The sequence below is a fragment of the Dokdonella sp. genome (assembly GCF_017744955.1).
Lineage (GTDB): Bacteria > Pseudomonadota > Gammaproteobacteria > Xanthomonadales > Rhodanobacteraceae > Dokdonella_A.
The window spans coordinates 261,020-274,849 of record NZ_JAGIAG010000004.1; the positions used below are offsets into that span (position 1 = coordinate 261,020).

General features: G+C 70.8%; 9 protein-coding genes. 6 read left to right on the forward strand and 3 right to left on the reverse strand.

Translation table 11 applies throughout. From position 1 onward, the window contains the following. Window positions 1-120 precede the first annotated feature (120 nt). On the reverse strand, window positions 121-1,203 hold the full coding sequence (locus J7520_RS11670) for a hypothetical protein (protein ID WP_291188417.1): 1,083 nt from the start codon (window positions 1,201-1,203) through the stop codon (window positions 121-123). Between the two features lie 96 nt (window positions 1,204-1,299). On the opposite strand from J7520_RS11670, the gene J7520_RS11675 reads away from it, so the two are divergent. Next, window positions 1,300-2,241, forward strand: coding sequence for a LysR substrate-binding domain-containing protein (locus J7520_RS11675; protein WP_291188419.1), 942 nt, complete (start codon window positions 1,300-1,302; stop codon window positions 2,239-2,241). A 72-nt stretch (window positions 2,242-2,313) separates the two neighbouring features. Beyond that, complete coding sequence (locus J7520_RS11680; RefSeq protein WP_291188421.1) at window positions 2,314-3,108, forward strand: enoyl-CoA hydratase-related protein; 795 nt, start codon at window positions 2,314-2,316, stop codon at window positions 3,106-3,108. A 128-nt stretch (window positions 3,109-3,236) separates the two neighbouring features. On the opposite strand, the gene J7520_RS11685 is transcribed toward J7520_RS11680, so the two are convergent. Next, window positions 3,237-4,835: a sulfotransferase gene (locus J7520_RS11685; RefSeq protein WP_291188422.1), complete on the reverse strand. Its 1,599-nt coding sequence runs from the start codon at window positions 4,833-4,835 to the stop codon at window positions 3,237-3,239. A 93-nt stretch (window positions 4,836-4,928) separates the two neighbouring features. On the opposite strand from J7520_RS11685, the gene J7520_RS11690 reads away from it, so the two are divergent. Together J7520_RS11690 and J7520_RS11695 are read left to right on the forward strand one after the other, a co-directional pair. After that, window positions 4,929-5,312 (forward strand): VOC family protein, encoded by a 384-nt coding sequence (locus J7520_RS11690; protein WP_291188424.1) that lies wholly within the window; start codon window positions 4,929-4,931, stop codon window positions 5,310-5,312. Window positions 5,313-5,395: 83 nt separating this feature from the next. Next, window positions 5,396-7,402, forward strand: coding sequence for an acetyl/propionyl/methylcrotonyl-CoA carboxylase subunit alpha (locus J7520_RS11695; RefSeq protein WP_291188426.1), 2,007 nt, complete (start codon window positions 5,396-5,398; stop codon window positions 7,400-7,402). Between the two features lie 193 nt (window positions 7,403-7,595). On the opposite strand, the gene J7520_RS11700 is transcribed toward J7520_RS11695, so the two are convergent. Then, window positions 7,596-9,857: a hypothetical protein gene (locus J7520_RS11700; protein WP_291188428.1), complete on the reverse strand. Its 2,262-nt coding sequence runs from the start codon at window positions 9,855-9,857 to the stop codon at window positions 7,596-7,598. A gap of 240 nt (window positions 9,858-10,097) precedes the next feature. On the opposite strand from J7520_RS11700, the gene J7520_RS11705 reads away from it, so the two are divergent. Together J7520_RS11705 and J7520_RS11710 are read left to right on the forward strand one after the other, a co-directional pair. Beyond that, window positions 10,098-10,985, forward strand: a complete 888-nt coding sequence (locus J7520_RS11705) for a hydroxymethylglutaryl-CoA lyase (RefSeq protein WP_291188430.1) — start codon at window positions 10,098-10,100, stop codon at window positions 10,983-10,985. A gap of 173 nt (window positions 10,986-11,158) precedes the next feature. Then, window positions 11,159-13,738, forward strand: a complete 2,580-nt coding sequence (locus J7520_RS11710; protein ID WP_291188432.1) for an EAL domain-containing protein — start codon at window positions 11,159-11,161, stop codon at window positions 13,736-13,738. Window positions 13,739-13,830: the final 92 nt, after the last annotated feature.

The following is a 13,830-nucleotide window of genomic DNA, read 5'->3' on the forward strand; positions in this document are numbered from 1 at the left end:
CCCATCCGAAGGATCGCGATACCGCGCCGGCGACGAAGGCGAGAATCACCTCGCGAACGCGCGCAACCGCTCCGCCTCGTCGCGCATTGCCGATGCGTGCCGCGCCGAGCGTTCGAGCACTCAGGCCTGCCGCTCGAAGTCGCTGATCCAGTTCACCTCCCAGGTCCGGCCGTCGTCGGCGGAGCCGGCCTGCTCCCAGCGCGCCGAGCGTTCGGTGATGCGCGACCAGATCACGCGCGTCTTGATCGCCTTGCGCTCGTGGACGTCGGCGCCGACGAGCTGCCCAACGCCGTCGACGAACGCACCGCGCAGCGGCACGCCGATCTCGGCCGGACTGCGGCCGTCCAGCCACCAGCTCAGCCATTGCCGCGATGCCGGATCGAACGCGCGGAAGCCGACGCCGCGAACCGTCCCGCCCGGGAACTCCATCACGTTGTCGCCGACGTTGCCGTAGCCGCCGAGCACGGGCCAGTTGACGAACGTGCCGCCGAATTCGTCCCAGTCCGTGCTGCCGGCGAAGCGCTGGCGCAAGCGGCGATGACGCACGTTCCAACGGCCGGCCAGGAAGTCCCAGTCGCGCGGCGCGTCGGCGAGTGTCGGCAACGGGCTCGGCCGCGCCGCGGTGCGCGTGAACCAATTGCGCCAGTTCACCTCCCAGGTCGCGCCGCCATCCGGCGAGAACGCCTGCTCCCACCAGGGTCGCGCGCCGTGGATGTCGTGCCAGCGGAAGCGCATCATGATCGGCCGCCCCTTGAAGACGTCGGCGCCGACGAAGGTGCCGCCGTCGGCGTCGAAGCGCCCTCGCACCGGCGGGTCGATTCGCGTCGGCTGGCGTCCGTCCAGCCACCAGATCGCCCAGGTGCCGGCGGCAGCGTCGAACGCACGGAGGCTGAGGCCGCGATAGGCGCCGTCCGGAAACTCGAGGAGGTTGTCGTCGATCGTGCCCAGGCCACCCAGCGTGGACCAGGTCGCGCTCTTGCCGGCGAATTCCTGCCAGTGCGTGTCGCCGACCAGGCGCTCCTTCAGCCGGCGATGCCGCACGTCCCAGTTGCCGAGCAGCCACTGCCAATCCTTGCGGTGCGCGTCCGCCGCCGCCTGCGCACCGGGCGGCAATCCGCTCGCCGCCGCGGCGCTCGGACGCACGCCTGCCAGGCCCATGCCGCCCACGACGGCCGCGGCCGCCAGGAAATCGCGTCTGTGCATCGCCAGTCTCCGCTCCAAGCCGAATCGACGCGGCATCGTCGCAACCGCCCTGCCCATTGACCACGCGAAGAGTGGCCTGCAGGCTAAGGCAGACTTATGCTCCGCCAGCCGCCTCTCCCTCCGCTCGCGGCGATCCGCGCCTTCGAGGCCGCGGCGCGCCTGGGCAGCTTCGCCAAGGCGGCGCAGGAGCTGGACACCACCGCCGCCTCGGTGAGCTATCACGTGCGCCGGCTCGAACAGCACCTCGGCCTGCCGTTGTTCGAGCGCCATCCGCAGCGCGTCGCGCTGACCGCCTCGGGCGAACTCGTTTCGCGGGAAGCGAGCAAGGCCTTCGCGACCTTGCGCGCCAGCTTCGCCAAGGCGACGCACGTCGACGAGACGCGACTTTCGCTCACCACGCTGCCGACGCTCGGCACGAGTTGGCTGACGCCGAGACTCGGACATTTCCGCGCCCGGCATCCGGACATCGTGATCGAACTCGATCTCTCGGCGGAGGCGCAGGATCTCACCGGCGGCCATTTCGACGCGGCGATCCGCAACGGCGACGGCCAATGGCCGGGACTGCACGCGACGGAGCTGTTTCCGAGCATCTTCATGCCGCTGTGCGCGCCGGCGCTGCTCGCCGCCGCGGCGGCGCTCGCCCGCCCCGATCTTCCGCTCGACGTTCCGCTGCTCGGCCGGCCCGACTGGTGGCGCCTGTGGTACCGCGCGCGCGGCTTCGACGAAGCGATCCCCGCCGAGCGCTTCGGCACCACGCTGTCGGCCGAATACCTCGACATCACCGCCGCGATGGCCGGGCACGGCATCGCGATCGGTTCGCCGATCCTGTTCCGGCGCGAACTCGACGCGGGCCGGCTGGTGCCGGCGCACGACTTCGTCGCCGGCGACGGACGCGCCTTCTGGTTCGCCTGCCCGGCGGTGCGGCGGAACCGCCGCAAGATCCTGCGCTTCCAGGAGTGGCTGTGCGACGAAGCCGCGACGGATCTGCGCGCGACGCGGGCGCTCGTGCGCCGATGGCCGCCGCGTCGCGATGCGTAGCCCACCTTCACGTGCGAACGGCCCGAGCGACCGCGGGTATGATCGCGCACCTGTCGATCCGAGTGCCCTTTCATGAGCGAAGCCGTCCTCGTCACCGCCACCGATTCCGTCGCCACGATCACCCTGAACCGGCCGAACGTGCATAACGCGTTCGACGACGCGCTGATCGCCGACTTGACCGGTGCCCTGGACGACTGCGAACGCGATCCGGCCGTGCGCGCCGTCGTGCTGACCGGCGCCGGTGCGTCGTTCTCGGCCGGCGCCGACCTCCACTGGATGCGCGGCATGGCGCAGGCCGGCGAGGACGAGAACCGCGCCGACTCGCTGCGTCTGGCGACCTTGATGCGCACGTTGAATTTCCTCTCCAAGCCGACCGTCGCGCGCGTCAACGGCTCGGCCTACGGCGGCGGCGTCGGACTGGTCGCCTGCTGCGACCTCGCGATCGGCGTCGACGGCGCCAAGTTCTCGCTCAGCGAGATCAAGCTCGGCCTGGTTCCCGCGGTGATCTCGCCGTACGTGATCGCGGCGATCGGCGCGCGCCAGGCGCGGCGCCTGTTCGTCAGCGGCGAAGTGTTCGACGCCGCGAGCGCCGCGCGCATCGGCCTGCTGCACGAGAGCGTGCCGGGCGACCAGCTCGACGCCGCGGTCGAACGCGCCCTGCACTTCCTCGCCAAGGGCGGCCCGCTGGCGCAGGCCGAGGCCAAGCAGCTCGCCCTGCGCATGGCCGGCATGACGCGCGAATCGGCCGAACGCGTCGACGCCGAAAACGCGGCGCTGATCGCGCGCCTGCGCGTGTCGCCCGAAGGCCAGCAAGGGCTGTCGGCGTTCCTCGACAAGCGCGCGCCGGCCTGGATCAAGGCGGACTGAGAGGTCTTTTCCGGAGAAGCGGTTCTCTCGCAGAGACGCAGAGGTCGCTGAGAAAAAGAAGGAACGAATCCTCGGCTTTTCTCTGCGCATCTCTGCGCCTCTGCGAGAAAAGCTTTTCTCTCTCCTCCTCAATCGTCAGCGAACTTCATCAGCTCCGGCACGAACTCCGCATACGCACGCCAGCGCCCGATCGCGCGCGTGTAGACCGGCTGGCGCGCCTGCCAGACGCTGGCGGTGCCGATGGCGTGGCGCCTTTCCTCCGGCGTGCCGCAATCGAAGCACGGCACGCCGATCGCGTCGGCCAACGCGTCGACCACCGCCTGCGGCCGGCGCACGAGTTCCTCGTAGCGCACCTCCAGCACGCGCGCGCCGGCGTCCTGCTTCGCCTTCGCCATCAGGCGCGAACAACCCTGCAGAACGGCGGCGATGTCGTCGAAGTCGTAGGCGAAGCGGTACTCGGTCGAGCCGAAATGCTGCGTCCAGATCGACAGTGCGGTGTCGCGGCTGCTGCGTCGGCAGTGCACGATCCAGGCCTGCGGGAACAATGCGCGGATCAGGTCGACGTGCAGGAAATTCAGCGGCTGCTTGTCGACGAACCAGCGCACCTCGCCTTCCTCCTGGCGCAGCTTGCCGAGATAGGCCTGCGCGACCCGCTCGAGCGATTCCGGCGTGGGCTTGCCCGCCACCGCGATCTGTTCGGCGTAGTGCGGCAGCCAGTCGAGTTCGCCGCGATTGCGGATCTGCGAGGAGCGTCCGAGCAGTTCGGCGGCCAGCGTCGTGCCGGAGCGCGGCGCGCCGACGATGAAGATCGGCACGCACTCGTCCTCGGCCGGCGCGCGCGGCGGCAGCGGTTTCGCGCCGAGGCGCGCGTCGACCAGTCGACGCCAGTTCTTGCGCGACCAGTTCTGCCGGTCGACCAGGCCGTTCGCTTCGCGCAGCCGCGCGGCGGCCTGCGCGTAGTCGCCGAGATCGTCGTGGATCTTGCCGAGCGCGAACAGCAGCGACGCACGCGCACGCGCATTCAAGTCCGGCTGTTCGAGCAGGGCCGCGAAGCGCGCCAGATCCGGATGCGCCGGATCCGCGTAGCGCGAAATCGAGGCGAGACCGTAGGCGGCTCCGTAGTCCAAGGTGCGCCGATCGTGATCGAGCGCGAACAGGTAGTGCCGACGCGACCGCTCGAAGTCGCCGAGCTGGCCCTGCAGCGCGGCGGCGTACAGATGCAGCATCGCGTCCTCGGCGCCCGCCGCGATCGCGGCCTCGCAGATCTCCGCGGCGGCCGGCTTGCGATTCCAGTCGGCCAGCATCTTCGCCGCGCGCAACGCGAGATCGGCCGGCTGCGGATGGTCTCGGAACAATGCGCGGAACACCGCTTCCGCGGCGGGCCATTCGTCCCGCTCGGCGTGCAGGCGCACCAGGGTGAACGCCGCGCCGACGTGACCGGGCTGCCGCTCGAGCACGCCTTCCAGCAAGGCCTGCGCGACCGCGCGATCGCCGAGCTGCCAGCGCACGCTGGCCAGCGCGAGCGGCACTTCGATGTCGTCCGGAAAGCGTTCGAGCGCGGCTTGCAGAACCTTGGCGGCAGCGGCGAAATCCTGCTTCAACGCCAGCGTGCGGCCCTCCTCGAGCAGGATCGCGGCGGACGCGCCCGACGATGCGGTCGCGACCGTCTCGGTCGACGCAGGTCGATTCGGCGGCGCGGCGCCGGTGGCGGAAACGGAGGACGTCATCGGGCGTTTCTGGGGTCAATCCAGCATGCTACCGTACGCCGCCGCTTCGGCGCTGCGCCGAAGCTTTCTCGTCTCGCTCGCAGGAGGTTGTCCGTGCTCGACCACATCGGCATTCCGGTTTCCGATTACGCGAAGGCGAAAGCGTTCTACGAAAAAGCGCTGGCGCCGCTCGGCATCGGCCTGATCATGGAAGTCACGCCGGAACAGACCGGAGACGACTGGGCCGGCGGCTTCGGCTCGCAGGGCAAGCCGTACTTCTGGATCGGCGCCGACGCCAGGCTCGCGCGCACGCACGTCGCCTTCGTCGCGCCGAACCGCGCGGCGGTCGACGCGTTCCACAAGGCCGCCCTCGCCGCCGGCGCGCGCGACAACGGCGCGCCGGGCCTGCGTCCGCACTATCACGAGCACTACTACGGTGCGTTCGTGCTCGATCCGGACGGACACAACATCGAAGCGGTCTGCCACGCGCCGGAATGAATCCGGCGATGCCGACCGGTCCGGGAACGCGACCGTTCCTTCCCCCACTCTCGCCCTGAAAACCCGGGCCAACGAGAAGACGCATGTTCCAACGCATCCTGATCGCGAACCGTGGCGAAATCGCCTGCCGGGTGATCCCCACCTGCCGCCGGCTCGGCATCCAGACCGTGGCCGTGTACTCCGAAGCGGACGCCGGCGCGCAGCACGTTCGCCAGGCCGACGTCGCCTATCCGATCGGCGGCCCGCGTCCGGCGGATTCGTATCTGCGCGGCGAGGCGATCATCGAGGCGGCGTTGAAGTCGGGCGCGCAGGCGATCCACCCGGGCTACGGCTTTCTCTCCGAGAACGCCGACTTCGCCGACGCGGTCGTGAGCGCCGGGCTCGTCTTCATCGGTCCGTCCGGCGAGTCGATGCGGCGCATGGGCTCGAAGGCCGGCGCGAAGGAACTGATGTCCGCCCGCGGCGTGCCGGTGGTGCCGGGCTACACCGGCGCCGACCAGGACGCCGCGCTGCTCGCACGCGAAGCCGAGCGCATCGGCTTTCCGCTGATGATCAAGGCCGCGCACGGCGGCGGCGGCAAGGGCATGCGCATCGTGCGCTCGGCGGCCGAGTTCGCACCGAACCTCGAAAGCTGCCAGCGCGAGGCGCGCAACGCATTCGGCCGCGACCGCGTGCTGCTGGAGCGCTACATCGAGCAGCCGCGCCACATCGAGTTCCAGGTGTTCGGCGACGGCCACGGCAACGTCGTGCATCTGAACGAGCGCGAATGCTCGGCGCAGCGGCGCTACCAGAAGGTGCTGGAGGAAACGCCCTCGCCGTTCGTCACCCCGGAACTGCGCGCGAAGATGGGCGAGGCCGCGATCGCCGCGGCGCGCGCGCTCGACTACGTCAATGCGGGCACGGTCGAGTTCATCGTCGGGCCGGCCGGCGATTTCTACTTCATGGAGATCAACACGCGCCTGCAGGTCGAGCATCCGGTCACCGAGATGGTGCTCGGCCTCGACCTGGTCGAGCTGCAATTGCGCGTCGCCGCCGGCGAGCCGCTGCCGGCGTCGCTGATCCGCAACAAGTCGGTGCCGGCGAACGGCCACGCGATCGAGCTGCGCCTGTACGCCGAAGACCCCGAGCAGGGCTTCCTGCCCGGCTCCGGCAAGCTCGAACGCCTGCGCCTGCCGGCGCCGTCGGCGAACGTGCGCATCGACTCCGGCGTGATCGAAGGCGACACCGTCACGATTTTCTATGATCCGATGATCGCCAAGCTGATCGTCTGGGATCGCGACCGCGCCAGCGCCCTGCAGCGCATGCGCGAAGCGCTGGCGGCCTGCGAAGTCGTCGGTCCGAAATCGAACGTCGAATTCCTCGAACGCCTGGTGCGCCATCCGGCCGTGGTCGAGGGACGCATCGACACCGGCTATCTCGATCGCCATCTCGAGGAGTTCCTGGGCGCCGACGACGATCGCGATCACGACGCGCTCGCCGCCGCGGCGACCGCCTGGCTGCTGCACGAGGAGGCCGAAGCGCCGCGCCTCGCACTCGCCTCCGGCGACGCGCATTCGCCGTGGGGTCGCGCCGACGGCTGGCGGCTCGGCCATCCGGGCAGGCGCATCGTCGCCCTGCTCGATCGCGGCGAACGCATCGAAGTCGTCGCGCAGGGCTCGGGGGGCAGCTATCGACTCGACGCGGACGGCCGCCGCATCGCCGTCGGTCACGCGCATCTCGCCGACGGCCTGCTCACTCTCGAAGCCGACGGCACCGCCCGGCGCTGGCAGGTCGCGTTCGATCGCAACGGCGTCAGCGTGCACGACGGCGTGCGCCGCCGCACGTTCACGCACGCGCCGTCGTTCACCTGGACGCAGGAATCGGCGGCGAGCGGCGACCGCATCGTCGCGCCGATGCCGGGCCGCATCGTGGTGGTCAAGGCGCAGGCTGGCGACGAAGTCGCCGCCGGCCAGGAAGTGCTGGTCATGGAAGCGATGAAGATGGAGCTGAGCCTGAAGGCGCCGCGCGCCGGCAAGATCGACAGCGTGCAGGCCGCGGCCGGCGACTTCGTCGACGCGGATGCGGTGCTCGTGCGGCTCGAAGCGGGCTGACGCGGGCTCTACGGAATCGCCGATTTCCGCGCCATTCCCGCCGTTGCGGGAATGGCGCCCGAGATCCATCCGTTCATCCCCGTCAATCCGCCCCGTCAATCCGCGCTGCCGGACGGCGGAAACACTTCAGCCGCGAAGAGGCGCGCGCCGGCTTCTACGCGCGACCCAACTCGGCAGCATCCATTCGACGCGCTCACGGCTCGGCGGGATCGAATCCGTCCGCGAACACGCGGTCCGCCGAGATGGACAGCGGCGCGACGACGGCATCCGCGTTCTGGCCGCTGGTCGTGTGCAATACGCCGGCGGCGAAACCGTCCTCGTACGTCCCCGCCGCCCCGGCGACGGGAATGACCACCGTGCAGCTGCCGTCGGCGGAAATCTGCGCTCCCGCCGCAAGCGAGAACGAGGCATCTCCGGGCACGGCCGCCACCGTCGCATTCGCGCAGTCCGTCGAAGGCGCGTCCGCACCGATGCGCAGGCCGGCAGGCAGGACGTGCGCCAGCGCGGTGGTCACCGCAATCGTGCTGTGCGCGTCGTTGCGGAGCGTCAGCACGAGCTGCGTCGTGGCGGTGTCGGGAATGGCATCGGGCACGAAAATCGCCGTGAGCACCGGCGGCGGCGGCGGCGTGGCGGCGGTGACGGTGAACGTCAGAGCCTCCGCGGTCAGCGCGAGGCTTCCGGCGACGCCGCTGGCCATGCCGAAATAGCTCCAGGTGAACGTCGGCGACGGGTTGCCGGCGGTCGCGTCGAACTTGACGATCGAATAGGTCGTGCCCGGGCTCGGAAAGGTGCCGTCCGAACCGTCGAGCAGGACCACTCGGTAGGCGTGCGTCGACGGCTGGAAGTCGACGGTCGCGACCTCGGCCACGTCGGAGACGTCGCCGGACAGGCGCGCGGCGAGCGTGCCGTCGGCGAATCCGAGCGTCGTCGCATGCAGCGTGCCGACCGGCAGGTCGATCGGCCCCGCCAGAAGGACGCCGCCGCTGCCGAGCCCGATGGTGCCGTCGATGGTGCCGGCGCCGGCGAGGAAGCCGTTGCCGCTCGCCGTGACGTCGCCGTCGAAACGGGTCGCGGTCGTGCCGTCGCCGATTTCCAGCAAGCCCTCGCTGACCGATGCGCCTGCGGCCAAGGCATGGTCGCCGGTCAGCACCAGCACTCCGACGCCGGTCTTGGCCAGGCTCCAACGGTCGCGCGAGGCGTCGAAGCACGTCGCGCCGCACCACGCCGGCGGCACGTAGCCCGCGTCGACGAAGGAAGCCATGTCGGTGATCGAATCGGACACCGACTGCAACTGCCCCGAGGCGGGCGAGAATTCGAGTGTCCCGGCGCCGTGCAGGAACAGGCCCGCACCGCCTGCCGCCGCCGTCGTCACGCCGCCGCTGGCGTTGCCGCCGACGGCGCTGCCTCCGGCGATCGTGCTGGGGCCGGCGATCGCCAGCGTCGCGCCGTCCATCACGAACACGGCGCCGCCGAAACCGGCGCCCGCGCCGCCGATTCCGCCCGCCGGGTTGCCACCGTCGGTCGCGTCTCCGCCGCCGAAGCCGCCGAACGCCGTCGGCTGGCCCTGTCCGCCGCCGCCGCCGAAGCCGCCGTTGCCGCCGGCACCGCCGCCGCTGCTGCCGCCGCCACCTCCGAAACCACCCGGGCCGCCCACGAAGCCGGCGCCGCCACCGCCGCCGAATCCGCCGCCGCCGCCGTTGAACGTCGAGATGTTTCCGCTCTGACCGGCGACGCCGCCGCCCGAGGCGACGGAACTCATGGAGAGCGATGCGGCGCCGCCACCGCCGTCGGCGCCACCGAGCGAGCCGCCCAGATCTCCTCCGGAGGCGGCGCCGGCGACGATGCCGGCCAGTCCGTCGAGGACGCCGATGCTTCCGCCGTCGGCGCCCACCCCGACGCCTCCGCCGCCACCGCACACGCCACCGCCCTGGGACGCGCCGTCGCCGCCCAGGCCGCCACCGCCGCCGCGGTTGCCCGACTCCGCGTCTCCGCCGGCGGCGGCGTTCTGCTCGAACGCGACGCCGTCGAGAGTCACGCGGCCGTCGGTCGCGACGAACAGGGCGCCGCCCAACCCCGCGCCGGCGCCGCCTCCGGCGCGGCCCTTGCCGCCGTGCGCGACGGCCTGGCGAATCGCCAGGTTCCTGATCGTCGCCGTGCCCGAGTACACGAACAGCCCGCGTGCGACGCCGCCGCCGTCGAGCGCGTGGCCGTCGCCGTCGATCGTCAACGTGGCGCCGGCGGGAAGATTGACCGCGGGCAGATCGCCGCCGAGGACGATGTCGTCGGCGAAGCGGATCACGTTGTCGGTGTCGACGGCATCGCCGTCGACCGCGACCGAGCGCAGCGCGAGCGCAAGCGAGGCCGGATCGTGCACCTCGATCGTCGCCGCATGCGCCTGGACGAACCATGCCGCCGTCACCGCGGCGCTCAACGCGCACGCACGTACACCGCGCACGCGTGGGCGTGCGCTCCTGTCGAATTCCATGGTGCCCCCTGTGGCAGAAAGAATTGCGGCGCAAGAATACGCCGATGCGGGGGCGCCGGAGCATTCCAATATTCCAAATGTTCAAAAATTTCTCCGCTGCCGGGCGGCCGTCCCGGCGGGCGTCCCGCCCGGGCGGACGAGACGCACAGGCTCGCGCCGGTCGGCGCTAGAATCGCCGGCATGAATGCCCCCGCCCGAGCCATGAACGACATGCCTCCCCGCGTCCGCATCGTCGAGGTCGGCGCGCGCGACGGCCTGCAGAACGAGAAGACGATCATCCCGACGGCGACCAAGATCGAACTGATCGACCGCCTGTCGGCGACCGGCCTGCGCACGATCGAGGCGACCAGCTTCGTCAGCCCGAAGTGGATCCCGCAGCTCGCCGATGCAGCCGAGGTCTTCTCCGGCATCGCCAGGAAACCCGGCGTGAGCTATCCGGTGCTGGTGCCGAACCTGCAGGGATACGAACGCGCGCGCGCCGTCGGCGCCGACGAGATCGCGGTGTTCGCCGCCGCGTCGGAAGCGTTCAGCCGCAAGAACATCAACGCCTCGATCGACGAATCGATCGAGCGCTTCGCGCCGGTGCTCGAACGCGCCCGCGCGGACGGCGTCAAGGTGCGCGGCTACGTCTCCACCGTGCTCGGCTGCCCGTACCAGGGCGAGGTGCCGGTCGCCGACGTCGTGCACGTCGCGCAGCGCCTGCACACGCTCGGCTGCTACGAGATCTCCCTCGGCGACACCATCGGCATCGGCACGCCCGGCAAGGCCCGCGCGATGCTGCGGGCGGTCGCCGGCGAGGTGCCGATGGCGGCGCTGGCGGTGCATTTCCACGACACCCGCGGCCAGGCGCTGGCGAACATCCTGGCCTGCCTCGAGGAAGGCGTCGCGGTGGTCGACAGCGCGGTGTCCGGCACCGGCGGCTGCCCGTACGCGAAAGGCGCGACCGGCAACGTGGCCAGCGAGGACGTCGTCTACATGCTCGACGGCCTCGGCATCGCGACCGGCATCGACCTGCCCGCGCTGATCGCCACCGGGCTCTGGCTCAGCGCCCAGCTCGGCCGCGAGACCTCCAGCCGCGTCGCCCGCGCCAGCCTCTGACCGGTCGTGGCTGCGAACCGCACCCACCGTCGGAATTCCCGCAGCCGCCCTCCACTGTTCTTTCACGCGCCTGCCGAGGATGCGGTGCTAAGGTCGCGTCGCAAGCCGGAAGACTTCCGTTCGGGACGGAGGCGATGCAGCAAAGCGCGACATCGCAACACGAGGGCGCGGAAGTGAGCGCCTGGATCGCGCCGTTGCCCGGCGGTGGCGGCACCGCGACCGCGGTCGACGCCCTGCTCGACGTCGCCAGGCACCAGGAGCTCGACGGGCACGCGCGCCAGCTCGTGCTCGAAGCCGTGCACAAGCTGCGCGCGCAGGACGCCGCGGCGCTCGCGGTCGCCTCGCGCTATCGCGGCCTGCTCGAAGCGATCCCCGACGCGGTCACCGTGCACAACGAACGCGGCGACGTGCTCGACGCCAACGTCGCCGCCTGCCGTCTTTACGGCCATTCGCGCGAATCGCTGCTGCAGCTGAACCTGGTCGATCTCAATCCGGCGCTGCCGCCCGATCACATCCAGCACGTGATCGAGACCTGCCGGCTCAACGACGCGTTCACCATCGAGACCAGCATCCGGCGCAGCGACGGACGCGATTTTCCGGTCGAGATCCACTCCAACGTCTATCTCGACGGCAGCCAGAAGCGCGTGCTGTCGGTCACGCGCGGCATCAGCCACTGGCAGCGCACCGCCAGCGCGCTGCGCGACGCCGACTTGCGCTACCAGCTGCTGCTGAAGATGCTCGACAAGGGCGTGCACGTGCGCGACGCGCAGGGCGGCTACGTCTACGTCAATCCGGCCGCGCTGCAGATGATGCGCATGCGCGAAGAGGAATACCTCCAGGCCGCGCGCGAGAACTTCCCGGGCTGGAACTGGTACGACGAAAACGGTCGCCTGCTGCCGCGTTCTGAGCTGCCGTCGACGCGCGTGCTGACCACCGGCCAGCCGGTGCACAGCACGCTGCTGTGCCTGTCGGCGCCGCATCTGGACGAGCCGCTGTGGCTGTCGACCACCGCGGTGCCGCTGTTCCGCGCCGGCGAGGACGCGCCGTACCAGGCCGTCGTCGCCTACGACGACGTCAGCGAACTCAAGCGCGCCCGCGACGTGCTCGCGCAGGCGCAGGAGGTCAGCAACCTCGGCGGCTTCGAGTTCTCGCTGGACGGCGAGATGCTGTTCTGGACCGACGAAATGTACCGGTTGTTCGACCTGCCGGTCGGCACGCCGATGACGCTGGAGCGCGCGATGGCGCTGGTGCCGGGCGGCCGCGAACGGCTCGCGCAGGACCTCGCCGCGTTGCGCCGCGGCGAATCGATCCAGCACGAACAGGAAATCGTCACCCCGCTCGGCCGCCAGCGCTGGCTCAGCGTCGCGATGCGGCCGCTGCGCCGCGGCGGCGCGATCTGGGGCGTGTCGGGCATGTGCCAGGACGTCACCGCGCGCAAGCAGCTGGAACTCGAACTGCGCCGCAAGGCGGTCACCGATCCGCTCACCGGCCTGCCGAACCGCGAGGCGATCGTCGACGAGCTGAACCGCCAGATCATCGCCACGCGCGACCAGATCGGCCCGACCCTCCTCTACGTCGACCTCGATCGCTTCAAGGTCATCAACGACATCCTCGGCGCGGCCGCCGGCGACCGCCTGCTCGGCGCCGCCGCCGAGCGCCTGCGCGAGTGCCTGCCCGAAGGCGCGCGCTGCGGCCGCTTCGCCGGCGACGAGTTCCTCGTCGTGCTGCCGCGCTCGACGCGCGAGGAACGCGCCAGCGAGGTCGCCGAGACGATCAACAGCCGCTTCCGCCGCCCGTTCGAGCACGTCGGCGAGGACTACGTCATCACCGCCTCGATCGGCATCGCACGCCACCCCAGGGACGGCCGCAATGCGCAGCAGCTGGTGCAGCACGCCGACGCCGCGATGAGCGACGCCAAGCGCCGCGGCCGCAACACCTGGCAGGCGTTCTCGGTCGCCACCGAACGCCGCCTGGAAAGCAGTCTCGCGGTCGAGAACCAGCTGCGCCACGCGCTCGACCGCCACGAGCTGCATCTGAAGTACCAGCCGAAGGTCGACCTGGTCAGCGGCAAGGTGGTCGGCGCCGAGGCGCTGCTGCGCTGGATGCATCCCTCGCGCGGCGAGCTGCTGCCGTTCGCCTTCGTGCAGCACGCCGAAAGCTCCGGCGACATCGTGCCGATCGGCGCCTGGGTCATCGACGAGGCCTGCCGCACCTTGCGCGACTGGCGCGACCTCGGCGTGGCGCTGCCGCACATCGCGGTCAACGTGTCCTATCGCCAGCTGCTGAGCGAATCCTTCCTCGATTCGGTCGTGTCCGCGCTGCGTCGCCACGACCTGTCCGGCGACTCGCTGGAGATCGAGATGATCGAGCGCATGCTGGTCGAGGACACGCCGGACACGACGCAGATGTTCAAGGATCTGCGCGAGCTCGGCGTGCGGATCACCATCGACGATTTCGGCGAGGGCTATTCCTCGCTCAACTACCTGCGCCGGCTGCCGGTCGACGCGCTGAAGATCAGCTACGAGTTCGTGCGGCGCATTCCGTCCAGCGTCGCCGACACGGCGATCTGCGAGGCGATCATCCGCGTCGGCCAGGGCCTCGGCCTCGGCATGGTCGCCGAGGGCGTCGAGACCGAGCAGCAGCGGCAGTTCCTGCTCGACCACGGCCTGCGCGTCGCGCAGGGCCACCTGTTCAGTCCGGCGCTCGACGCGGTGGAATTCGCGGCCTTCGCGCGCCGGCGCGGGCTGGCCTGAACACCGCGTCGTCCAGGCGCATACCCCATTGGCATCATTCCCGCGAGACGCCCATCCCGAGGCGTTCGCCGAACTGCCTCGTTCCCGCGAAC